The sequence below is a fragment of the Streptomyces sp. NPDC046821 genome (assembly GCF_040645335.1).
Taxonomy (GTDB): domain Bacteria; phylum Actinomycetota; class Actinomycetes; order Streptomycetales; family Streptomycetaceae; genus Streptomyces.
In genome coordinates this window covers 150,831-173,040 of the sequence record NZ_JBEYYB010000012.1, presented here as the reverse complement: position 1 = coordinate 173,040, position 22,210 = coordinate 150,831, and the positions used below count along the sequence as shown (strand labels likewise).

Genomic DNA, 22,210 nt, shown 5'->3' with positions numbered 1-22,210 from the left:
CGCACGTATCAACCTGCACGCACCCCTGAACGAGCAGGCCAAGAAGGAGCGGTCACCCCACATGAGCCAGCAGATCGTCAGCAAGGCCGTAGGCATCGACCTCGGCACGACCAACAGCGCCGTAGCCGTGATGAACCCCTCCGACAGCGAGATCGTCATCCACCGCGACCCCGTCTCGAAGTCGTACACGACGCCCAGCTGCGTCTGGCGCAGCCCGGCCGGCGGTGAACTGGTCGTGGGCCGCAAGGCGTTCGCCCGCAAGGGCAGCAGTCCGGAGCCCGTCACGTCGGTGAAGCGCCTCATGGGCAGCCGTACGACGGTCGACCTGGCCGGCGAGGAGTACACCCCGGCGCAGGTCTCGGCCGCGATCCTCGCCGAGATGAAGCGCCGGATCGAGACGGACGTGGCGGCGTTCGACAGCCCGGACGTCCGCTGGATCGTGGACCGCGCCGTGGTGACCGTACCGGCGTACTTCGACCAGCCGCAGATCGACGCCACCCGCAAGGCCGCCGAGCAGGCCGGGCTCGAAGTCCTCGGCCTGCTCCACGAGCCGACCGCCGCCGCGAGCCACTACTGCTGGCGCACCGCCACCCGCGACGGCACGTTCCTCGTCTACGACCTCGGCGGCGGCACCTTCGACGTCAGCGTCCTGCGCTGCACGGCGGGCACGTTCGAGGTCCTCGGCATCAGCGGCAACAACCGCCTCGGCGGCGACGACATCGACGAAGCCTTCGCCCGCCACCTCCAGAAGATGCTCCAGGCGGACGGTTACGCCCTGGACCTCGACCCGGAGAACGACCCGGAGGACCGCCTCCGCTTCAGCCAGCTGAAGATCCTCGCGGAGGGCGCGAAGAAGGCGCTCACGGACCAGCCCGACTACATGCTGCGCGACACCGGCCGCCTCACCGACCAGGAGAACCGTCCGGTCGTCATCGACGCGCTCCTCGAGCGGCCCGAACTCGACGACATCGCCCGCCCGTTGATCGAGCGGACCTTCGCCTACTGCGACGAGGCGCTGCGCCGCGCGGAGGAACGGGCCGGGATCACGCTCGCGGACGTCGACCACATCATCCTGGCGGGCGGCTCCACGCACATGCCGCTGGTCAGGGAGATGGTGAGGGAGGAACTGTGCGCGGACCCGGCGCCGGGTTCCGCCCGACAGGTCCGCGCGGCCTGCGCCGAGCCGGTGTGCGACCACGCCGACACGGCGGTGGCCCTGGGCGCGGCGGTCCGCGCGGCGGCCGTCGGCGGCCTCGCCGTCTACGACGAGGACCGCACCGTCCGCGTCTCCTTCCACGGCTTCGCCGCCACGGGCTCCGAGGCCACGCACGTCGGCGGCACCGTCCAGGCCCTCGTCGACGGCCTCGACCTGTCCGGCGGCCGCGTCCACCTCACCACCACCGGCTTCGAGGACGAGGCGGACCTCTCCGAGGAGGGCGCCTTCGCCTTCACCCAGGTCCCGGTCCAGCCGGACGCGGAGAGCCTGCTCACCTTCGAGGTGTACGACGCCGAGGGCGACCTGCTCGCCACGGCGGGCCGCGCGCTGGCCCACAGCTCGGGCGCCCAGCGGCCGGGCGGCGGCACCGGGGGAGCGGCCATCACGTCCAAGTCCGTCCTCCTGGAAGTCGACACGGGTGACGGCCGCACAGGGCGCCGCGAGCTGATCCCGGCCATGCAGCAGCTGCCCTTCGAGGCCGACTTCGACTTCGGCCACCCGGGCCGGGAACACGTGGAGCTGCGACTCTTCCAGCAGGCGGTGCCGATCCAGGTGATCAAGGTGCAGGTCCCGTCGTCGACGCCACGCGGCACGGCGATCCGGATGAACGTGGCGATGCAGGAGGACGCCTCCATCACGGTCCGCGGCACCATCGGCGAGGACACCACGTTCGACGCGCTTCTCGAAGTGCCGGTGGACCCGCCCATGCCCGACGCGTCCGTCGTCCAGGAGCTCTACCACCGCTTCGAGGAGAACGTCGGCTATCTCGCGGCCGGCCCGCAGAACGTGGTCCGGGTCAAGTGGACCACCGCCCGCCGCGCCTTCGAGGCGGCCCGCGACCGGGGCGACGTCTCCGCGGCGGTCCACGAGTTCCGCGAACTGGAGGAGATCGTGGCCGGCCTGGGCGAGGGCGAGCAGGAACTGCGCCCGCCCAAGCGGGAGTTCGACTCCCTCGTGGACGACTGCCTGCGCCTGCACGCCCACCTGACCGAGTCCGGCCCGGCCGGGGACAAGCCGTTCGATGGCCCCGAGGTGATCCGCGCCATCGAGGCCCAGCGCAGCGAGGGCGAGCGCGCCCACGCGGCCGGCGACCAGCGCCGGTACGGCGAGGCGATCGCCCAGCTCCAGGGCCACTTCACGTACCTGCGGGGCCTGCTGCGCCCCTCCTCGGGCGGCGGCGAACTCTCCGCCCAGGACCGCGCCGAGGGCCTCCTGCGGTACGGACTCCAGCAGGTGGAGGAGCTGAGCCGGGTCGCCCTGGCCCGCGGCAGGACCTCGGAGGAACGCGACCTGGCCGCGATCCGGAGCCGCTTCGAACAACTCACCCCGCTCCTCACGACCAACCCGGAACAGGTCGTCCAGGACGCCGGCAAACTCGTCGCCCGCCTCCGCCAGCTCACCCAGATCCTCCTCGCCGACAAGACGGACGACACGGGCATCCCACTGGACCAGGCGGCTTCACGCGCATCGAGGGGGAACTGGTGACGGGCGCTCCGCGGGGGAGGAAGAGCTGGTGACGTCCGCACAGGGCACCCTCGCGTGCCCTCTCCCACGCTGCCGGGCCGTCAACGCCGCCACGGCCGAGACCTGCCAGGCCTGCGCCACACCGCTACGCGCCTGGGCCCGCCTGCGGACCCACCCCGCGAAACTCTTCAACGAGGGCCTGGAAGCGGCGAGATCAGGCCGTACGACGATCGCCCGCGACCACTTCGCCGCCGTCGTCCACTGGTGCCCGGGCGACGCGGAGGCCCGCAGCGCCCTGGCCCTCGCCTGCCTCCTCCTGAACGACCCGGACGAGGCCCGCCACCACTGGCACCAGGTCCTGACCCGCCGCCCGAACGACCCCACAGCCCTGAAGGGCCTCTCCCACCTGAATCCGGGAACGAAGCGACAACGTACGCCCCTGGAGCCCGAGCCCACCGAGCCCGAGCACCCGCCCACGGACACCGCACCGGAAGCCAAGCCCAAGCCCCCGGCCACCGACCCCCCCACCCACAAACCCCCCAACCCCCGCCCCCACCCAACCCCCGCCTACTACTCAGCCCCCCGCAGCGACTGAATAACCAGCTCCGGCGCCACGCCCAACCGCCGAAGCATCGTCCGCGCCGTGGAGTCCTCGTCGGTGAGCATCGCGATCAGCAACTCCCGCTCACCGACGGGCTCCTGAGCCTCCCGGCACACCTCCTGGACCTTCCCGAGCGTCCGCGACGAGAACTCCCCGGGCCGCGGATTCCCGAGCCCCGCCAGCTTCCGGAACGCGGCCGCCCCGTCGTCCCCCTGCGCGGCGAGCGCACCCCGCAACGCCTCGCTCCCGACGACCCCGAACGCCCGCAGCATCATGTACGTACTGATCTTCTTGCGCTGCACCGAAGCGAGCAGCCGCGCGACATGCACCGCCGAAGCCGCCCGCGGGTCGAGCGCCGCGATGTCCACCCGCTCGTCGTCGGCGCGCGCCGGCGCGTCAGCGTGCGGCAGCAGCAACCGTTCCGGCGCGACCCCGATCAGCTGCAACAACTCGGCACAGCTCCCACCCCCCGTGGCGAGGAACGCCAGCGAGATGTCGTCGACCCCGATCTCCCGCCCGGCCTCCCGAGCCGACGCCTCGGCCCCGTCGAGCACACGCGTGATGGTGTCGGAGAGCGCGATCCGCCGCCCGTGCCCGTTGACGGAGGCAAGAGCCGTACCGCTCGCCCCCGCCTGAGTCGCGTCACTCGGCCGCTGCCCCTGAAGCTCCCGGAGCACCTTGGCCAGCAGATCCATGCGCTGAGCCCCGATGCGCGCGGCGGCCCGCTCCCGTACCTCCGCGTTCTCAAGGAGCGCCATCAGCAGATCGACCGAGGTCACAAGCCCCCGCACGGCCGCGAACTTCCGTGTCCGCCGCAGGAGTTCGGCCGCCTCCGGAGTGAACTCGGGCCCTTCAGGAGCAGGCGGAACCGGAGAAGGCCCATCCGCAGCCGTAGAGATCCGCACCTCAGGATCCCCGTACAGCACGAACGACGCCCACGCCCAGTCCGCACGCCGCTCCAGATCGGCCCGCGCCTGCCGCATCGCGGCCCCGGCCGTGATCTGGTCCTGCAACTGCCCGTAGAACGCCTCGGCGAAGCGCAGCGCACTCGCGTCCCCGACCGGCGTCCGCGTACCGACCACGGTCTTCGCGCCCATCACCATGAACGACATGCAGGCGCTCATCGTCAGCGATGCCTCGGCGAGCGCGCGCGCACCGGCTTCGAGCGTGGGTTCGGCGGAAGCGCAGCCGTTGATGAACACGACGGGCGGCGCCCCGAGCCCGGCCAGCGGCTGAAGCGCGTCCATGTCGATGAGCTTGCGGTTGTGCACCATGAGCCCGGCCGCCCCGGAGGCCCCGGACACATGCCCCGAGTAGTGGAAGAGGTCGTACGGCTCCTCGTCCTCGGCCAGTTCCTGGATCACTCGCGTCAGGGTGGCGTCCCGCCCGGTGAGCACCGTGCACGCGACCCCGTGCCCGGTCAGCCAGCCACTGATCCGCTCGCTCTCCTCGCGGGCGGACGGCAGATCCCCCAGCGTGTCCCCGACGATCAGCGCCCGCCGCACCTGAGTGCACTGCCGCCCGCCCACCACCGGCCGGCTCACGACGGAACGCCGCCCCAGCTCGTGCACGAGCCCGAGGAAACTGTCCCCGTCGTGCAACAACTCCCAAGGAACCAAAGACTCGTTGGTGCTCACCAGGAGCGGCCCGCTCGACTCCTTCAACTGCCGCACCATCTCCGGCCCACCGGAACGCGGAAACAGCGAGTCGAAAAGAAGCCGCCCCTTCTGCTTGAGCACCCGACCGAGCGCCGTGTCACCGTCCCCGGCGTTCTTGAGCGCCTCGTCGATCTCCTTGCACAGGTCCTTGACCAGATCCTGGCTCACATCGACGGCATGTTCCTGCTCCAGCGGCCCCACCACGGAACCCCCGCCGGACTTCAGCCCGTACGAGTACTGCGTGCGCCCCGGACCGTGCGCCGAGGTGCGCACGTCGAGGGTGGTCATCAGCCGTCCCGCCGGTGCAGGTCCAGAAAGCGCGCGATGGCGTCGCTCTGCGCCCGGTCCGACGGATGGGTGATCTCCAGGCGCTGGTCCCCGATGGTGATGACGACGGACGGTACGACGTCGTCCGCCCCGGCGGTGACAGCCCGCCGCGCCGCCGACTCCCGGCGCGCGGCCAGCCAGCCGCGTACCGTCTCGATGATCGACACGACGTTGACCGCGCCGCCGATGATCAGCGTGCACACCTCGACCAGCTCGGCGACGCGCTGGTCGGAGGCGGGCGCCGTGAGCCGCACCCGGTCGACACTGGCGGCCCCCGCGGCCGTCAGCGCCTCGACGAGAGCGGCCAGATCGGGCTCCGGATCCGGCCCGTGCAACGCCAGTTCGATCGTGGAGCCGGCGCCGACCGTGGGTTCTGCCGCCACAACAACCTCCTGTGCCCTGTGGGCAGCGGGAATCTAGTCCCACCAGCCTCGCACCGGGAGCGGCGGCAGACCATCACGTCAGGGCAATTGCCCCTGCCTCAGTGACAGTTGACCCAAGTCCTCACCGGTAGTTCACGAACTGCAGGGCGAAGTCGAAGTCCTGGCCCTTGAGCAGCGCCTGCACGGCCTGCAGGTCGTCCCGGCTCTTCGAGCTGACGCGCAGCTCCTCGCCCTGGACCTGAGCCTTGACGCCCTTGGGGCCCTCGTCGCGGATGATCTTGGCGACCTTCTTGGCGTTCTCCTGGGAGATGCCCTCCTCGATGGAGGCGAAGATCTTGTACTCCTTGCCGGAGAGCTGCGGCTCTCCCGCGTCCAGCGCCTTCAGCGAGATCCCGCGCTTGACCAGCTTGGTCTGGAAGACGTCGAGGATCGCGTTGACGCGGTCCTCGGAGTTGGCCTCCATCAGGATCTTCTCGCCGGACCACGAGATCGAGGCGCCGACGTTCTTGAAGTCGTAGCGCTGCGAGATCTCCTTGGCGGCCTGGTTGAGGGCGTTGTCGACCTCCTGCCGCTCGACCTTCGAGACGATGTCGAAACTGGAGTCGGCCATGTCCTGTGGCTCCTTGTGTTCGGGGTATCTGTCGGGCGTGCATCGGGGTCTGAAACGGCCTGCGCGTACGCGCGCCCCGCACCCGCAAAGCCTAGCCACCGCCCCGCCCCCGGGTCCCGATCAATCGGGTGGCGAAGCACCCCCGTCCATCAGGTATCGTTTACGTCGTTGCCGAGGAGCACCGCCCACAGCGGAGATCCAAAGCGACAAACCCATGGCGGTGTGCCCGAGCGGCCAAAGGGAGCAGACTGTAAATCTGCCGGCTCAGCCTTCCCAGGTTCGAATCCTGGCGCCGCCACTGGAAGGCAAAAGGTCCCTGACCTGCTGATACAGCAGGTCAGGGACCTTTTCTTTTGCTCTCACGGCAGGGTGGGACTGTCTCACTCTCTCTCGGCTTCGAACGCTCCGTCTCGAACTGCGTGGACGGCGCGTGGACGGGGTCTCCCCGACTCCTCAGCCCTGCCGGTTCAGGCGAGCGGAGATCTTGGCGTTCGCGGCCTCATCTCCGTCGGTGAGGAACTTTGCGTACACCCGGAAGAGGACGGCGACGCTGTGGTCGGCGCGCTTGGCTACGAGCTGGGGCTCTACGCCAGAACTGAGCCACGTGGATACCGCAGCGGGGCGAAGGTCGTACGGACGCTTCGCGAGAGTGGAAGCGCGCTGTGCGGGTGTCAGGGCCCGCTGGTGGGCCTCCGCCCAGACTTCCCAGTACCCGGTGTCCTGGATCAGCCCGCCGCGACTCGTACGGAACAGGCGGCCGTCAGGAGCGGCGCCGTACGCCGTGACGTGCCAGCGCAGGAGTGCGACCAGCTCGGGCGGGATGGGGACTGTCCTCACGGTCTTCCGGGGCCGATGCTTCAGGCCCCGCTTGTCGTGGGACTCGCCGGTATCCGTCCACGCGGACCCCGAGCGCGTTGTGGAAGATCGCGCGTTTCCGGCGAATGGATGACGCAGCGGCGGTTGCGCCGTCCAGCTTCTTGGTGAGGGCGTCCAGGGCGGCCCGCACCTTCATCCGGTCGTCGAGCGCAGACGTGGGCAGGGACTTCCGCTCGAACCAGGCGAGTGTCTGGCCACCTCGGGTGGCGGCTCCTCCTTCCAGCGGTTCACGTTGAAGGCCCAGCTGTAGAGCGCCGTCCGGACGACCTGGGCTTCAGGCATACCCCTTGGTGTCCTTGACCAGCGCGGGCGTGACGCTGGCCATGGCTTGGGCCAGCGTCCGTCGCGTGGAGCCTGGGGAGTGGGTCCACTTCATCTCGATGTACCGGCGGGCGTGCTCGTACCAGGTGATGTCTCGGTCCTTGGTGACCAGCGACTTGGGCAGCCCGCTGTCCACCTCGAACGGCTCGCCCTCGCGGGCTGCGGTGATGAGCTGGGCCCGGCGGCTCTCTGCCAGGCCCAGCGTCAGGACCCTCGAAGCGCAGGGCGTGCGCAAGCTCGTGCTCGTCAACGCCCACGGCGGCAACTATGTGCTCTCGAACCGGAGTCATTGGCTTCCCGTCGTACGCAACCGCAGCGAAGGGGCAGGCAGTCTTGGCGAGCCTGGTGGAGGACTTCGCGGCTCATCCCGACGCGCTCGGAGAGGAAATGCTTCCCGATGAGGGGGCACATCGCGAAGAGCTCGGGGGCGAGAAGCGCATGGCCCTTGAGCACGAGGACGGCATCGTCTGGACAGAGGACGCGGAGAGGATGGACTACGTCCGACAGTCCGTTGACCTGTTCGCTACTACGCGCCGCAAGCCCGTGGCTTGGAACGGGAGTGGTCGCAGGGTCGGTTATGCCGTACTGAACCCCGATGCGCCGAGTGGAGATGAGCCCGGCAGGTTCGCCCGGCGGGTCTTCTGGGTGAAGAACTACGACAGGTCCGAGCAGCCGAAGGGCACGTACAGGGACCATGCTCCGAGCGAGGCTGTTGACCCACGGACGGTAGCTCCGGGCGTCTGGGGCGAACTCACTGAACGCGCTTGGGGCTCGCCGCTCTCCGAGGAGTAGCGATTTATCCGGGAGCCAGGGCTCGGCAAAGAGGAAGGCCGCGTCGCCGGGCTCGCGCTATCGCCGGGGCCATGGACATGGCTCTGGTCACGGACTGGGCAAACGTGTCCCGCGGCTTCATGGGACGCGTCACGATCGCTTGCGTGCCTGTTTTCAAGCGACGCCCGAAGCAGCTGGGTCGTCACACTCCGAATCTGTGGCCGATGAGGTGGGTTGTCCCCCTTGCCCTGAGCTTCGTGGGAGCGCTTGCCTACGGCCTTTTCCAGGGCGTTGATGCGCTCCTCTCCGCAGAGGCTGGCAAGGAACCAATCAACGTCCAGGACGTCATCAAGACGACGGTGACGGTTCTGACGTTGGTCGGTGCTGTCCTCGCCGGCCTATACGCGTACCGCAAGCAGTTGCTCGATGAGGGAGCGTCCCATCGTGCCGACGCAGCGCAGCTTGCGGAGCGGTACACCACGGCGGCCGAGCAGCTCGGTCACGAGCAGGCCGCGGTCCGTCTCGCTGGTGTGTACGCGATGGCACGCCTGGCCGACGACTGGCCCGAACAGCGGCAGGTGTGCATCGATGTGCTGTGTGCCTACCTTCGGATGCCCTACGAGACGGATCCGACGGCACCGGGGTTCATGAAGGGTGAGCGGGAGGTCCGCCTCACGATGATCCGCACTATCCGCGATCACCTCCAAGATCCCGCCGCCGGGGTGACTTGGTGTGGGAGTGGCTTGGATTTCACGGGAGCCGTCTTCGACGGTGGTGACTTCAACGGTGCGGTGTTCTCCGGGGGTGTGGTTCGTTTTGACGGTGCGGTGTTCTCCGGCGGTGTGGTTCGTTTTGACGGTGCGGTGTTCTCCGGCGGTGTGGTTCGTTTTGACGGTGCGGTGCTCTCCGGCGGTGTGGTTCGTTTTGACGGTGCGGTGCTCTCCGGCGGTGCGGTTCGTTTTGACGGTGCGGTGCTCTCTGATGGCCGGGTTAGCTTCGATGGCGCGACGTTCTCAGGCGGTGCGGTCCGCTTCGACGAGGTGGTGTTCTCTGGCGGCGCGGTCTACTTCGACAATGCGAGGTTCTCTGGCGGCAGGGTGTACTTCGGTAATGCGATGTTCTCTGGCGGCAGGGTGCATTTCGGCGGTGCGATGTTCTCCGGCGGCAGGGTGTACTTCGGTGGTGCGGTGTTCTCCGGCAGTACGGTCTACCTAGGGGGCGCGGTGTTCTCTGGCGGTACGGTCCACTTCGACGGTGCGGTATTTTCCGGCGGTCCGGTCAGCTTCGTAGGCGCTACAGCGACCGGCGGGCAGGTCCATTTCGCGCACGTACGTGTCCAAGCTGGCACTGCCGTCGACTGGGGACCCTTTCCGGCGATTCCTGTGAACCAGCCCTGACTAGGCATAGTCCTGCGGGTGGTCCCCGACTTCCTTGGACGAGACGTGGACGGTGCGGTCTAGCCGCGGTGACAGTTGACGTGTCTTCGCAGGTCGGACGCCGTATATTCGGTCAAACCCCGGAGGGCTGTAAATCTGCCGGCTCAGCCTTCCCAGGTTCGAATCCTGGCGCCGCCACTGGACCGAAGGGGTCCGTGACCAGCAAATACGCTGGGAACGGGCCCCTTCGGCGTTACCTGGCTACGCGTGATCGTTCAGCGCAGCCTCGATCCGGGCGTTGGCCGCGGCCGCCGCACCCGTGGCCGATCGGCGGGGTCTTTCGCATGGCCGCCGCACCCGTGCACCTCACCTGTCGGCCGCATGAGCCGCTGTCACCCGATCAATCGGCATGTTCAATTCATTCAGATTGCGTCAGGTTCCGTACGTTATCGGAGGCATATCCCGCATCGCCTTCGTCCGGGAGGAACCATGAAATCAGTCCTGCGCGCCGGCCTCGCCGCCATCGCCGCAACGCTGCTCATCGGCACCACCACCGCGTTCACTGCGCCGAGCAACGCGAGTGCGGCACCCGTCGCACCCGCAGCGAAAGCGAACAGTGGAGGGATCGCAACGCTGAATACGCCTGTCAACCTGCCGAACGGCGTCTGGACCGACACCCCGCTCGAGGTCACCCTCCCCAAGCGCGGCACGTACGAACTCGACGCGAACGTCCGCGGACGCCTCGCAGGCAATCCGGCCCTCAACACGTCCATCACCGCGCGGCTGTGGGACGTCAACTCCGGCGCCGAGGTGTCGCAGAGCGAGCGGTTGGTGTACCAGATCATCAACCTGAACGCGGGCGAGGCCACGGCCGGCGGCAACCAGACCGCACCGATCAGCGAGCGGATCAGTGTCACCAAGCCGACAACGATCCGACTGCAGGCTCGACGGCTCGACGCCGTCGGGGCCGCCAGCATCGCGCAGATCTACTCCGACGGCTTTGGCTACACCTCTCTCCGCTACGAGCGGGTCGGTTCCTGACGGCGTCCCTTTCGGAGCGGTGTCGGTCATCAACTCGGGGAACCCCCTCCGCGCTGTGACTTCACAGTGCGGAGGGGGTTTCTTCGTATGTACGGACAATGCGTGCCGCAGACTGGGCGCATGTCGTCCCGTCGCAGGAACTGCCCCGAGTGCCGCCGTGAGATCGCCGTCGTGGCCGGCCGGTACGCCCGGCACGACCCGCCCGGCGCCCGCGCCGCCGGCGAACTCGTGTCCTGCCCCGGCTCCCGCCGCCCCGCCCAGCTCGGCGCCGTACAGCCCTCCCTCGACGGCTACACGGTCCCGATGGTCCCCGGCCAGCTCCCCCTCTTCTGACGATCGGCCCGTTCAGTTCCCCGCGACCGACTTCACCGCCACCGACACCGGCGCCGACCCGGAGACCAGTTCAAGCGTGAGCCCCGCCGTGGCCGGCGTCTCCACCAGTTCCGCCAGCACCGCCGCCACGTCGTCCCGCGGCACCGGCCCCCGCCCGGTCGACGCCTCCAGGCGTACGAGGCCCGTGCCCGCGTCGTCCGTCAGCATCCCGGGACGCAGGATCGTCCAGTCCAGGCCCGACCGGCTCCGTACGGACGCGTCCGCCTCGCCCTTGGCCCGCAGGTACACGTCGAAGATGTCGTCGCCCTGGTGAGCCGGGTCCGCGCCCATCGACGAGACCACGATGTAGCGCCGCACCCCGGCCCGCTCCGCCGCGTCCGCGAACAGCACGGCCGCGCCCCGGTCCACCGTGTCCTTGCGTCCCGCCGTGCTGCCAGGGCCCGCCCCGGCAGCGAATACCGCCGCGTCCGCACCCGTAAGAAGCCCCGCGACGTCCTCGACGCTCGCCGATTCCAGGTCGCACACCAACGGCTCGGCCCCCGCCTGCCGCAGGTCGCCCGCCTGCTCGGCGCGGCGGATGATGCCCGCGACCTCGTCCCCGCGCGCGGCGAGCAGACGCTCGAGCCGCAACGCGATCTGACCATGACCACCAGCGATGACAATGCGCATATTTCGACCGTACGCCGCACCGTGCCCCCTCGCCGCACGACGCACGCCGACCAACCGGTCAGCTATATATGACACACCATCAAAGCTGGCCAGCAGTAAGGGACTTACCCCTCCCGCTCGCCCTCTCCCTTGGCCACCCGCCCCTGACGCGGAAGATCCAGCGCCGCCGCGGAATCGCAGTACTCCCGCACCGCACTCGTGCGCGCCACCACCCGCCCCCGATGCATCACGATCCGGCTGTACGCGAGCGACAGCGCCCCCGCCAGCCGCTCACCTCGTACGGCGATCAGCTCCGCCGGAAAGCCCGCCTCCACCCGCACCTCCGGCAGCCCCAGCGCCGCCCGCGCCTGCCCGCTCACGCAGTCGTACGCGTCCTCCGCGCGAAGCCCGAAGCGCGAGGCCAGCAGATACGCCGCCTCCAGCGGGTCACCGCGCCCCACCGGGTTCGCCACGTCCCGCAGCGCCCCGCTGCCCGCCGCGACCCGCACCCCGGCCGCACGCAGTAGCCGTACGGGAGCGGTGTCGCGCCCGTCGACGCCGGCGCAGCCGCCCTGCGGCAGGCAGACCACCGTGACTCCCGCGGCGGCGAGCTGGTCGGCGGTGCGCGCGGCGACCTCGCGCGGCACCCGCCCGAGCCCGCCGCACGGCCCGATCGTGACCCCGGGCCGCAGCCCGCCCGCCATCGTCGCGATCCGCCCGAGCCGCGCAGGATCGCGCCCGTCCGTGTGCAGGTCGACCGGGCAGCCGTGCTCCGCCGCGATCTCCAGGACCGCCTCCACGTAACCGGTCGGGTCCGGGTCGAGATCCGGGCACCCGCCCACGACGGAGGCGCCCATCTTCACCGCGTCCCGCAGCATCGCGAGCCCGTCGGCCCCGGCCAGGCCCGTCAGTAGCCGGGGCATGGCGACCGCTCGCAGATCGGTGAGCCCGCGCAGCGACCGCCGCGCCTGGAGAACCGCCTCCAGCGGACCGAGCCCCTGCACGTCCCCGATGCGCACGTGCGCGCGCTGCGCGGTGGCGCCGTGCCCGAGCTGCAGCAGCGCGGCCTCGGTCGCCCGCCGCTGCACGTCGGGCCCGTCGTACGAGACCGGACCCTCCGTCTCCGCGGACAGCGCGGTGTCGGCGTGGGCGTGGGGTTCGGCGGGGGCGGGGAGCAGCAGGAAGCCCGCGAGGTCCACGCGCGCGGAGCGGGCGGTGAGGCTGCCGGCCGTACCGACCGCCTCGATGCGCCCGTCGGCGAGCCGCACGTCCACGGTCCGGCCGTCGGTGAGCCGGGCGCCGCACAGAAGAAGGGCGGTGCTCTCGGCGGTCGAGTCGTTGCCGGGGGAGTGGGGGTGCTGCGGCTGGCTGTCGGGCATCGCGCTCCTGGTGCTCGGGGCGTCCGCGTGGGCGGGTGGCGGCCCCGGCGGGGGACGTACAAGATCACGCAGCGCGGGTCGAGCCTAGAGCTGAGGCACGCGCGCTTCGAGGAGGAGCGCAATAGTCGTACCGGGGTCGCGCCGCGGTGCTGATGGGGCGGATGTTGCCGCCAGTCGAGGGGTGCGGCTCTGCCCGTGGAACGTGGCGGCGAAACGGATTTGGGCGATCGGCGGGCGAGCGTGTAATGTCTTCATCGCTCGCCCCAATAGCTCAGTCGGTAGAGCGTCTCCATGGTAAGGAGAAGGTCTACGGTTCGATTCCGTATTGGGGCTCTGGTGAAGGGAATCCCGCCTCCGGGCGGGGCTACCAACATCAAAGCGGTGTAGCTCAGTCGGTAGAGCAAGCGGCTCATAATCGCTGTGTCACCGGTTCAAGTCCGGTCACCGCTACACACAGTAGCCGATTGTGGGGTCGGTCCTCCGGTCGGCTACTATTTGTGCGTTCATCCGTCAATCCGTCCGTCCAAGGAGCACTCACGTGGCTGCCACCGACGTCCGCCCGAAGATCACGCTGGCCTGCGTGGAGTGCAAGGAGCGGAACTACATCACCAAGAAGAACCGGCGTAACAACCCGGACCGTCTTGAGATGAAGAAGCACTGCCCGCGCTGCAACCAGCACACGGCGCACCGCGAAACGCGCTGACTCAGGCTCGTACACGAGGCCGTCCCCTTTATTGGGGGCGGCCTCGTGTCGTTATCGCGTATGTGCCGCCGGCCGTAAGATCCGGCAACATCCGGCAGTCCGGCAACGATCCGGAACAGCGCAAATCCAGGAGGTGCCGAGTCCATGGCGCTCGACCAGTCCTTCGTGGGACGGTCCTACCCGCCCACCGACCCCTATGAGGTCGGCCGGGAGAAGATCCGTGAATTCGCGGAGGCGGTGCGGGACGCCAATCCCGCCTACGTCGATCCGGAGGCGGCCAAGGCGCTCGGCCACCCCGATGTGATCGCTCCGCCGACTTTTGTGTTCGCCATCACGTTCAAGGCCGCCGGCCAGGTGATCGCGGACCCGCAGCTGGGTCTCGACTACAGCCGCGTCGTGCACGGTGACCAGAAGTTCGCCTACACGCGCCCCGTGCGCGCCGGCGACCGGCTCACCGTCACCTCGACCATCGAGGCGATCAAGTCCCTCGCGGGCAACGACATCCTGGACATCCGGGGCGAGGTCCACGACGAGGCGGGCGAGCACGTCGTGACCGCCTGGACCAAGCTCGTGTCCCGCGCGGCCGAGGGGGCGTGACCATGACGACGACCATCCAGTACGCGGACGTGGAGATCGGCACCGAGCTGCCGGCCCAGACGTTCCCCGTGACGCGCGCCACGCTCGTGCAGTACGCGGGCGCCTCCGGTGACTTCAACCCGATCCACTGGAACGAGAAGTTCGCGGTCGAGGTCGGGCTCCCGGACGTCATCGCGCACGGCATGTTCACCATGGCCGAGGCGATCCGCGTCGTGACCGACTGGGTCGGCGACCCGGCCGCGGTCGTGGAGTACGGCGTGCGCTTCACCAAGCCCGTCATCGTCCCGAACGACGACAAGGGTGCCGAGATCCAGGTCAGCGCCAAGGTCGCCGCCAAGCTCGACGACGGCCGCGTGCGCGTCGACCTCACGGCGACGAGCGCGGGCCAGAAGGTCCTCGGGATGTCACGCGCCGTGGTGCAGCTCGCTCAGTAATCGGAGTACGAGCTCGCTCAGTAATAGGTGTACGAGAACGGCCCCGCCACGACCGGCGGGGCCGTTCTCGTACTCTTGAGCCCGTGCAGGAACTCCACGACGCGCCCCTCGCCCCCCTGACCACCTTCCGTCTCGGCGGCCCGGCGACCCGGCTGCTGACGGCGACGACCGACGACGAGGTGATCGCCGCCGTCCGCGAGGCCGACGCGAGCGGTACGCCGTTGCTGATCGTCGGCGGTGGCAGCAACCTCGTCATCGGCGACAAGGGCTTCGCCGGTACGGCCCTGCGGATCGCCACGAAGGGCTTCACCCTCGACGGCACGAGCCTCGAACTGGCGGCCGGAGAGGTGTGGACCGACGCCGTCGCCCGCACCGTCGAGGCCGGCCTCGCGGGCGTCGAGTGCCTGGCCGGCATCCCCGGCTCGGCCGGCGCCACGCCGATCCAGAACGTGGGCGCGTACGGCCAGGAGGTCTCGTCGACGATCACCGAGGTGATCGCGTACGACCGGAAGGCCGACGAGACGGTCACGATTCCGAACGAGGAGTGCGCGTTCTCGTACCGGCACAGCCGTTTCAAGGCCGATCCCGAGCGGTTCGTGGTGCTGCGGGTGCGGTTCGGGCTTGAGGACGCGGGCGGCATGAGCGCCCCGATCAAGTACCCGGAGACGGCCCGCACGCTCGGCGTCGAGGCGGGCGACCGGGTCCCCGCCGCGCTCGCCCGCGAGACCGTCCTGAAGCTGCGCGCCGGGAAGGGCATGGTGCTCGCCCCCGAGGACCACGACACGTGGTCGGCCGGGTCGTTCTTCACGAACCCGATCCTCACCGAGGACGAGTTCGCTGCGTTCCGCGTGCGCGTGGCGGACCGGCTCGGGCCCGACGCCAAGGCGCCAGCGTTCCCTGCCGGGGAGGGCCTGACCAAGACCTCCGCGGCCTGGCTCATCGACAAGGCCGGTTTCACCAAGGGCTACGGCTCCGGGCCCGCCCGTATCTCCACCAAGCACACGCTCGCCCTCACCAACCGGGGCGAGGCCACCACCGACGACCTGCTGGCCCTGGCCCGCGAGGTCGTGGCCGGAGTCCAGGACGCGTTCGGCGTCACCCTGGTCAACGAGCCGGTCACGGTGGGCGTGAGCCTGTAAGACGAGCCTGTGAGGACGGCCAAAGATAGCCGCTAGTACGCGACCCCCACCCCCTGCTTCACGGTGGCCGGGGCGTCGATCATCGCGAGCATCGCGTGGGCCACGTCGGCCCGCGAGATGCTGCGGCCGCTGCGCGGATTCCCGCCGACGACGGTCCGGTACGTGCCGGTGACCGGCTTGTTCGTGAGCTTGGGCGGGCGTACGGACGTCCAGTCCGTGGCGCTGGCCGCGAGTTCGGCCTCCATGGCGCGCAGGTCGTCGTACACGCCCTTGAGCACGGAATTGATCACGCCGAGCATGGCGCGGTCGACGAGCGGTGAGTTCGCGGGCTCGGGGCCGACCGGTGCCGCGCTGACGACGAGCAGGCGTCGTACGTCTTCTGCCTCCATCGCGCGCAGCACCGAGCGGGTCAGTTCGGTCGTGATGCCCGCGTCCGTGCGCTTGCGGGCGCCGAGTCCGGACAGGGTCGCGTCGCGCCCGGCGACGGCGGGGCGCAGCGCCTCCGGATCCCGTACGTCCGCCTGGAACACGTCGAGACCGTCCCCCGTAATGGTGAACCTCGCGGGGTCACGGACCACCGCCGTCACCTGATGTCCCGCTGCCAGGGCCTGTCGGACGATCTCCTGCCCGATGCCGCCCGTCGCTCCGAAAACAGTGAGCCTCATGGCACACCCTCCTAGGGTGGGTAAGTGTTCACTCACCTCTAGGGTGAGTGGATACCCACCTGCCCGTCAACCTTGGCTGGAGCCCGCATGAATCAGAAGCCGGCCCGGGTCCGCATCGTCGACGCGGCCCATGAACTCATGCTGAGCATCGGCCTCGCCCGCGCGACCACCAAGGAGATCGCCAAGGCGGCCGGCTGCTCGGAAGCCGCGCTCTACAAGTACTTCGCGAACAAAGAGGAGCTGTTCGTGACCGTTCTGAGCGAACGGCTGCCCAGACTCGGTCCCCTTCTGACCGCACTTACCGAGGAGCCGGGCGCGCGGACCGTCGAGCAGAACCTCACCGAGATCGCCCGCGAGGCCGCCCTCTTCTACGAGCAGACCTTCCCGATGGCCGCGTCCCTGTACGCGGAACCCCAGCTCAAGCGCCGTCACGAAGAAGCTCTGCGCGAGCTGGGCGCCGGCCCCCACCTGCCCATCCAGGGCCTCGACGCCTATCTCAGGTCCGAGCAGGAAGCCGGCCGCGTCCGCCCCGACGCCGATACCTACGCCGCCGCGTCCCTCCTCCTCGGAGCCTGCGCCCAGCGCGCGTTCGCGTACGACATGGTCCCCGGCCGCAAGCCCCCGACGCCGGTCGACGAGTTCGCCGCGTCGCTGGCCCGCACCCTGCTCGCCGGGATCGCGTAGGGATCACATAGAGTCCCGACGTTTTCACGGAGGGAAATTCCATGCGGTGGGTAAGTGGGCGGCGTGCCGCCATGGCGGTACTGGGCACGGCGCTGGCCGGAGCGCTCGTCACGGGATGCGGCGGCAAAGACGTGTCCAGTACGGACGCCAAGCACGACGCGCCCGAGCGTTTCGCGAACTCGGCGCAGCTGCCCGAGTACCTCGCGGCCGACGGCACGACCGTCGTCGTCGGCTCCGCGAAGGCCGACACCGTCGTACGGCTCTACGAGGACCTGCGCTGCCCGGTGTGCCGGGACTTCGAGGAGGAGGGCGGCGCCGGGGCCCTGCGGAAGATGACCCTCGACGGCGAGGTCAGGACCGAGTACACGCTGGCGTCGTTCCTCGACGACCGGCTCGGCGGAAAGGGCTCCAAGAAGGCGGCCAACGCGCTGCGGGCCGCCCTCGACCAGGGCAAGTTCGTCGAGTACCACGACGTCCTCTTCCACGAGCAGCCCGAGGAGTCCGTCGACGGGTACACCGACGCCTTCCTCCTCCGCATGGCCTCCCGCGTGAAGGGGCTGCGCGGCGACGAGTTCGACACGGCGGTGAAGGACATGAAGTACGGCTCCTTCGTCACCGCGTCCGAGAAGGCCTACGAGCAGGACAAGGTGTCTGGCACGCCGGGCTTCGCCGTGAACGGCACCTTGCTCGGGGACGACATGCGGGGCGGCATGTTCGACCCCAAGTACCTGCCGGTCGTGGTCGCGATGGCCTCCGCGAAGCAGTGACCCGAGGTCAGGGAGCGGCGGTCAGCCAGTCGTCGACCCCCGACAGCAGCTTCGCCTTGATGTCCTCCGGCGCCGCCGAGCCGCGCACCGACTGACGCGCCAGCTCGGCCAGTTCCGCGTCGGTGAAGTCGTGGTACTGGCGCGCGATCTCGTACTGGGCCGCCAGACGCGAGCCGAACAGCAGCGGATCGTCGGCGCCGAGCGCCATCGGCACCCCGGCCTCGAACAAAGTGCGCAGGGGTACGTCCTCGGGCTTCTCGTAGACACCGAGCGCGACATTGGAGGCCGGGCAGACCTCGCAGGTGACCCCGCGCTCGGCGAGGCGCCGCAGCAGGCGCGGGTCCTCGGCGGCCCGCACCCCGTGCCCGATCCGCGAGGCGTCCAGGTCGTCCAGGCAGTCGCGCACGGAGGACGGCCCGGTCAGCTCGCCCCCGTGCGGCGCCGCGAGCAGCCCGCCCTCCCGCGCGATGGCGAAGGCCCGGTCGAAATCCCGCGCCATGCCACGGCGTTCGTCGTTGGAGAGCCCGAAGCCGACGATGCCCCGGTCCGCGTACCGCACCGCGAGGCGGGCCAGCGTGCGGGCGTCCAGCGGGTGCTTCATCCGGTTCGCGGCCACCAGCAACCGGATCCCGAGACCCGTGTCCCGCGATGCGGTCTCGACGGCGTCCAGGATGACTTCGAGCGCCGGGATCAGCCCGCCGAGCCGTGGCGCGTACGACGTCGGGTCGACCTGGATCTCCAGCCAGCCCGATCCGTCCGCGAGATCTTCGAGTGCGGCCTCCCTGACCAGCCGCTGGATGTCCTCGGGCTCGCGCAGGCAGGCGCGGGCGGCGTCGTAGAGGCGCTGGAAGCGGAACCAGCCGCGCTCGTCGGTGGCCCGCAACTTCGGCGGCTCGGCCCCGGTCAGGGCGTCGGGCAGCCTGACCCCGTACTTGTCCGCGAGTTCGAGCAGGGTCGTGGGCCGCATCGACCCGGTGAAGTGCAGATGCAGATGGGCCTTGGGCAGCAGCCTGACGTCACGTGGTACGCGCTCCATCCAAGGATCTTGCCGCACACACCCGCCGCCCGGGAAGCGCCTTTCCACGTTCGTGCCCTCGTCCGAACGAAGAAACGGACGAAAAAGCGGGCCGCCCCCGGAAGACCCCGGGGACGGCCCGCTCACACGCGTGTGGCGCGTCAGTCGCGCGCCTCGGCGAGCAGCTTCTGGATCCGCGAGACACCCTCGACCAGGTCCTCGTCACCCAGCGCGTACGACAGCCGCAGGTAGCCCGGCGTACCGAACGCCTCACCCGGGACGACCGCGACCTCGGCCTCCTCCAGGATGAGCGCGGCCAGCTCGACGGAGTCCTGCGGACGCTGGCCGCGGATCTCCTTGCCGATCAGCTCCTTGACCGACGGGTACGCGTAGAACGCGCCCTCGGGCTCGGGGCAGAACACGCCGTCGATCTCGTTCAGCATCCGCACCATCGTCTTGCGGCGGCGGTCGAAGGCCTCGCGCATCTTCGCCACGGCCGTCAGGTCACCGGAGACGGCGGCGAGCGCGGCCACCTGCGCGACGTTCGACACGTTGGACGTGGCGTGCGACTGCAGGTTGGTGGCCGCCTTCACGACGTCCTTCGGGCCGATGATCCACCCGACACGCCAGCCGGTCATCGCGTACGTCTTGGCGACGCCGTTCACCACGATGCACTTGTCGCGCAGCTCGGGCAGGACCGCCGGCAGGGACGTGAACTTCGCGTCGCCGTAGACCAGGTGCTCGTAGATCTCGTCCGTCATCACCCACAGGCCGTGCTCGACGGCCCAGCGGCCGATCGCCTCGGCGTCGGCCTCGCTGTAGACCGCACCCGTCGGGTTCGACGGCGACACGAACAGGACGACCTTCGTGCGCTCGGTGCGCGCGGCCTCCAGCTGCTCCACCGAGACCCGGTACCCGGTCGTCTCGTCGGCCACGACCTCGACCGGCACGCCACCGGCGAGACGGATCGACTCGGGGTACGTCGTCCAGTACGGAGCCGGGACGATGACCTCGTCGCCCGGGTCGAGGATCGCGGCGAAGGCCTCGTAGATGGCCTGCTTGCCGCCGTTGGTGACCAGGATCTGGGAGGCGTCGACCTCGTAGCCGGAGTCGCGCAGCGTCTTCGCGGCGATCGCGGTCTTCAGCTCGGGCAGACCGCCGGCGGGCGTGTAGCGGTGGTACTTCGGGTTCTTGCAGGCCTCGACGGCCGCTTCGACGATGTAGTCCGGGGTCGGGAAGTCGGGCTCACCCGCGCCGAAACCGATGACCGGGCGCCCGGCGGCCTTGAGGGCCTTGGCCTTGGCGTCGACGGCGAGGGTCGCGGACTCGGAGATCGCGCCGACACGGGCGGAGACCCGGCGGTCGGTGGGCGAGGAGGGAGGAGTTGCAGCGCTCATGAAACCCATCGTTCCAGACAGGAAAGCCGCCCGGCACGCAGGTTTCACGGACCGGACGATCCGGCGTTGATCCACTCAAGAACGTTGTCTGTTCGACGGAGGGCCGCGGACCACGTACACTCACTGCTCGTTGGCCCTCACAGGCCGCGCCCTTACGGCTCACGACGTGCAGCCGGAAGGATGCGGTACGTTGGGGAAGACAAAGGGTCGTAGCTCAATTGGTAGAGCACTGGTCTCCAAAACCAGCGGTTGGGGGTTCAAGTCCCTCCGGCCCTGCTACACACTCCTTCGCCAGGACGTGTGCGCATGTACGTACTGCAAATGCACCGCCGTGCGGCTCAACCGGGCGCGGCACGGCCACGACCCGGAATTCAGGTGAGGACGCGTGACGGACGCCGTGGGCTCCATCGACATGCCTGATGCCCAGGACGAGGCGCCGGAGTCCAAGAAGACCCGTAAGGGTGGCAAGCGCGGCAAGAAGGGCCCCTTCGGGCGTCTCGCGCTGTTCTACCGCCAGATCATCGCGGAGCTCCGCAAGGTCGTCTGGCCCACTCGCCACCAGCTCACCACGTACACCACTGTGGTGATCGTGTTCGTCGTCATCATGATCGCTCTGGTGACCGTGATTGACTATGGCTTCAACCACGCCGTCAAGTACATCTTCGGCTGAGCCGATCGCGAAGGGCGCCGTACCCGGCGCCCCATTTCGCGTGTTCCACCCCTATGTATCCAGGAAGAAGCAGCCACAGTGTCTGACCCGAACCTGAACGAGTCGATCGAGCGTGTCGAGTCCGTTGAGGACGAGCTCGACATCGTCGAGGCGGCGGACGCCGAGGACCCGGACCAGGCCGAGGCTGCCGACGCCGCCGCCGGTGAGGCTGCCGAAGAGGCCGCCGTGCACGTCGAGGACGAGGCCGCCGAGGAGTCCGACGAGGAGTCCGACGAGGAGTCTGAGGAGTCCGACGAGGAGTCTGACGAGTCCGAGGACGCCGCCGACGAGGTCGTCGAGGAGTCCGAGCCGGTCGACCCCATCGCCGCCCTGCGCGAGGAACTCCGCACGCTGCCCGGCGAGTGGTACGTCATCCACACGTACGCCGGTTACGAGAACCGCGTGAAGACCAACCTCGAGCAGCGCGCCGTCTCGCTGAACGTCGAGGACTTCATCTTCCAGGCCGAGGTGCCGCAGGAAGAGGTCGCGCAGATCAAGAACGGCGAGCGCAAGACCATCCGTCAGAACAAGCTCCCCGGCTACGTGCTGGTGCGCATGGACCTGACGAACGAGTCCTGGGGCGTCGTCCGCAACACCCCCGGCGTCACCGGCTTCGTGGGCAACGCCTACGACCCGTACCCGCTGACCCTGGACGAGATCGTCAAGATGCTCGCCCCGGAGGCCGAGGAGAAGGCCGCCCGTGAGGCCGCCGAGGCCGAGGGCAAGCCGGCTCCGTCCCGCAAGGTCGAGGTCCAGGTCCTGGACTTCGAGGTCGGCGACTCGGTCACCGTCACCGACGGTCCCTTCGCGACGCTGCAGGCGACGATCAACGAGATCAACGCCGACTCGAAGAAGGTCAAGGGTCTCGTCGAGATCTTCGGCCGCGAGACCCCGGTCGAGCTCAGCTTCGACCAGATCCAGAAGAACTAGCCCTCACCGGCACCTTCTGGAACAAGCACTTCCGAACAGGTCAGACGGGCTGTGAAAGCCCGTCTGACCTGCTCGGTTTTTGGCCGCACATGGATACCCGTTATCGTGGTGCGGTATGCCTCCATCCGGACGACCGGGTGGTCGGCTGAAAACTCTCACTAGGACC

The 22,210-nt window shown here is 69.4% G+C and carries 24 protein-coding genes and 4 tRNA genes; 18 read left to right on the top strand and 10 right to left on the bottom strand.

Translation table 11 applies throughout. The features are described 5' to 3' along the window. The first annotated feature begins 61 nt into the window (after positions 1–61). A complete protein-coding gene (locus ABZ893_RS25210) occupies positions 62–2,701 on the top strand; it encodes an Hsp70 family protein (RefSeq protein WP_361407529.1) in 2,640 nt (879 codons plus the stop codon). 28 nt (positions 2,702–2,729) lie between these two features. Continuing rightward, a complete protein-coding gene (locus tag ABZ893_RS25205; protein ID WP_361407527.1) occupies positions 2,730–3,275 on the top strand; it encodes a hypothetical protein in 546 nt (181 codons plus the stop codon). On the opposite strand, the gene ABZ893_RS25200 is transcribed toward ABZ893_RS25205, so the two are convergent. The 3 genes from ABZ893_RS25200 to ABZ893_RS25190 all read right to left on the bottom strand — a co-directional run bounded on the left by ABZ893_RS25200 (position 3,251) and on the right by ABZ893_RS25190 (position 6,259). Then, positions 3,251–5,227: a CHAT domain-containing protein gene (locus ABZ893_RS25200; protein WP_361407525.1), complete on the bottom strand. Its 1,977-nt coding sequence runs from the start codon at positions 5,225–5,227 to the stop codon at positions 3,251–3,253. The genes ABZ893_RS25205 and ABZ893_RS25200 overlap by 25 nt on opposite strands. Next, entirely contained in the window at positions 5,227–5,649 is a 423-nt protein-coding gene (locus ABZ893_RS25195; protein ID WP_361407523.1) for a hypothetical protein, read from the bottom strand. Before ABZ893_RS25195 ends, ABZ893_RS25200 begins: the two co-directional genes overlap by 1 nt. A gap of 121 nt (positions 5,650–5,770) precedes the next feature. Further along, a complete protein-coding gene (locus ABZ893_RS25190) occupies positions 5,771–6,259 on the bottom strand; it encodes a YajQ family cyclic di-GMP-binding protein (protein ID WP_361407521.1) in 489 nt (162 codons plus the stop codon). Between the two features lie 216 nt (positions 6,260–6,475). Between ABZ893_RS25190 and ABZ893_RS25185 the strand changes: the two genes are divergently transcribed. Further along, positions 6,476–6,557 (top strand) — tRNA-Tyr (locus tag ABZ893_RS25185). Between the two features lie 155 nt (positions 6,558–6,712). Here the strand turns inward: ABZ893_RS25185 and ABZ893_RS25180 are convergent. Then, positions 6,713–7,096, bottom strand: a complete 384-nt coding sequence (locus ABZ893_RS25180) for a hypothetical protein (protein ID WP_361407519.1) — start codon at positions 7,094–7,096, stop codon at positions 6,713–6,715. Positions 7,097–7,409: 313 nt separating this feature from the next. Beyond that, complete coding sequence (locus ABZ893_RS25175) at positions 7,410–7,691, bottom strand: hypothetical protein (protein WP_361407517.1); 282 nt, start codon at positions 7,689–7,691, stop codon at positions 7,410–7,412. A 98-nt stretch (positions 7,692–7,789) separates the two neighbouring features. Here ABZ893_RS25175 and ABZ893_RS25170 point away from each other — a divergent pair, with 98 nt between their 5' ends. The 4 genes from ABZ893_RS25170 to ABZ893_RS25155 all read left to right on the top strand — a co-directional run bounded on the left by ABZ893_RS25170 (position 7,790) and on the right by ABZ893_RS25155 (position 10,977). Further along, complete coding sequence (locus tag ABZ893_RS25170; protein WP_361407515.1) at positions 7,790–8,248, top strand: DUF6009 family protein; 459 nt, start codon at positions 7,790–7,792, stop codon at positions 8,246–8,248. 71 nt (positions 8,249–8,319) lie between these two features. Further along, positions 8,320–9,624 (top strand): pentapeptide repeat-containing protein, encoded by a 1,305-nt coding sequence (locus ABZ893_RS25165; RefSeq protein WP_361407513.1) that lies wholly within the window; start codon positions 8,320–8,322, stop codon positions 9,622–9,624. A 468-nt stretch (positions 9,625–10,092) separates the two neighbouring features. Continuing rightward, positions 10,093–10,644, top strand: coding sequence for a hypothetical protein (locus tag ABZ893_RS25160; protein WP_361407511.1), 552 nt, complete (start codon positions 10,093–10,095; stop codon positions 10,642–10,644). A 120-nt stretch (positions 10,645–10,764) separates the two neighbouring features. Continuing rightward, entirely contained in the window at positions 10,765–10,977 is a 213-nt protein-coding gene (locus ABZ893_RS25155) for a hypothetical protein (protein WP_361407509.1), read from the top strand. Between the two features lie 12 nt (positions 10,978–10,989). Here the strand turns inward: ABZ893_RS25155 and ABZ893_RS25150 are convergent, their stop codons facing one another. Beyond that, positions 10,990–11,646, bottom strand: coding sequence for an SDR family oxidoreductase (locus tag ABZ893_RS25150; protein ID WP_361407507.1), 657 nt, complete (start codon positions 11,644–11,646; stop codon positions 10,990–10,992). A 104-nt stretch (positions 11,647–11,750) separates the two neighbouring features. Further along, entirely contained in the window at positions 11,751–13,004 is a 1,254-nt protein-coding gene (locus tag ABZ893_RS25145) for an amidohydrolase family protein (protein WP_361407505.1), read from the bottom strand. Positions 13,005–13,264: 260 nt separating this feature from the next. Between ABZ893_RS25145 and ABZ893_RS25140 the strand changes: the two genes are divergently transcribed. From ABZ893_RS25140 to ABZ893_RS25115, 6 genes are all read left to right on the top strand, one after another. After that, positions 13,265–13,337 (top strand) — tRNA-Thr (locus ABZ893_RS25140). Positions 13,338–13,381: 44 nt separating this feature from the next. Then, positions 13,382–13,454: transfer RNA gene (locus ABZ893_RS25135), tRNA-Met, on the top strand. An 88-nt stretch (positions 13,455–13,542) separates the two neighbouring features. Further along, positions 13,543–13,707, top strand: coding sequence for a 50S ribosomal protein L33 (rpmG, locus tag ABZ893_RS25130; RefSeq protein ID WP_028427720.1), 165 nt, complete (start codon positions 13,543–13,545; stop codon positions 13,705–13,707). A 144-nt stretch (positions 13,708–13,851) separates the two neighbouring features. Further along, complete coding sequence (locus tag ABZ893_RS25125) at positions 13,852–14,304, top strand: MaoC family dehydratase N-terminal domain-containing protein (protein ID WP_361407503.1); 453 nt, start codon at positions 13,852–13,854, stop codon at positions 14,302–14,304. A 2-nt stretch (positions 14,305–14,306) separates the two neighbouring features. Then, entirely contained in the window at positions 14,307–14,738 is a 432-nt protein-coding gene (locus tag ABZ893_RS25120) for a MaoC family dehydratase (RefSeq protein ID WP_361407501.1), read from the top strand. A 23-nt stretch (positions 14,739–14,761) separates the two neighbouring features. Next, positions 14,762–15,877 (top strand): UDP-N-acetylmuramate dehydrogenase, encoded by a 1,116-nt coding sequence (locus ABZ893_RS25115; protein ID WP_361407797.1) that lies wholly within the window; start codon positions 14,762–14,764, stop codon positions 15,875–15,877. 32 nt (positions 15,878–15,909) lie between these two features. Here the strand turns inward: ABZ893_RS25115 and ABZ893_RS25110 are convergent, their stop codons facing one another. Further along, on the bottom strand, positions 15,910–16,542 hold the full coding sequence (locus ABZ893_RS25110; protein WP_361407500.1) for an SDR family oxidoreductase: 633 nt from the start codon (positions 16,540–16,542) through the stop codon (positions 15,910–15,912). 87 nt (positions 16,543–16,629) lie between these two features. Here ABZ893_RS25110 and ABZ893_RS25105 point away from each other — a divergent pair, with 87 nt between their 5' ends. Beyond that, on the top strand, positions 16,630–17,226 hold the full coding sequence (locus ABZ893_RS25105) for a TetR/AcrR family transcriptional regulator (RefSeq protein ID WP_361407498.1): 597 nt from the start codon (positions 16,630–16,632) through the stop codon (positions 17,224–17,226). Between the two features lie 41 nt (positions 17,227–17,267). After that, complete coding sequence (locus tag ABZ893_RS25100) at positions 17,268–17,993, top strand: thioredoxin domain-containing protein (RefSeq protein WP_361407493.1); 726 nt, start codon at positions 17,268–17,270, stop codon at positions 17,991–17,993. A 7-nt stretch (positions 17,994–18,000) separates the two neighbouring features. Here ABZ893_RS25100 and ABZ893_RS25095 read toward each other — a convergent pair whose 3' ends face one another. Both ABZ893_RS25095 and ABZ893_RS25090 read right to left on the bottom strand, forming a co-directional pair. Then, positions 18,001–19,029 (bottom strand): adenosine deaminase, encoded by a 1,029-nt coding sequence (locus tag ABZ893_RS25095; RefSeq protein WP_361407491.1) that lies wholly within the window; start codon positions 19,027–19,029, stop codon positions 18,001–18,003. A gap of 140 nt (positions 19,030–19,169) precedes the next feature. Further along, complete coding sequence (locus tag ABZ893_RS25090; RefSeq protein WP_361407489.1) at positions 19,170–20,405, bottom strand: pyridoxal phosphate-dependent aminotransferase; 1,236 nt, start codon at positions 20,403–20,405, stop codon at positions 19,170–19,172. Positions 20,406–20,608: 203 nt separating this feature from the next. On the opposite strand from ABZ893_RS25090, the gene ABZ893_RS25085 reads away from it, so the two are divergent. The 3 genes from ABZ893_RS25085 to nusG all read left to right on the top strand — a co-directional run bounded on the left by ABZ893_RS25085 (position 20,609) and on the right by nusG (position 22,044). Then, positions 20,609–20,681: transfer RNA gene (locus ABZ893_RS25085), tRNA-Trp, on the top strand. 109 nt (positions 20,682–20,790) lie between these two features. After that, positions 20,791–21,075: a preprotein translocase subunit SecE gene (secE, locus tag ABZ893_RS25080; RefSeq protein WP_361407487.1), complete on the top strand. Its 285-nt coding sequence runs from the start codon at positions 20,791–20,793 to the stop codon at positions 21,073–21,075. Between the two features lie 78 nt (positions 21,076–21,153). Continuing rightward, a complete protein-coding gene (nusG, locus tag ABZ893_RS25075; RefSeq protein WP_361407485.1) occupies positions 21,154–22,044 on the top strand; it encodes a transcription termination/antitermination protein NusG in 891 nt (296 codons plus the stop codon). The last annotated feature ends 166 nt before the right edge of the window (positions 22,045–22,210 follow it).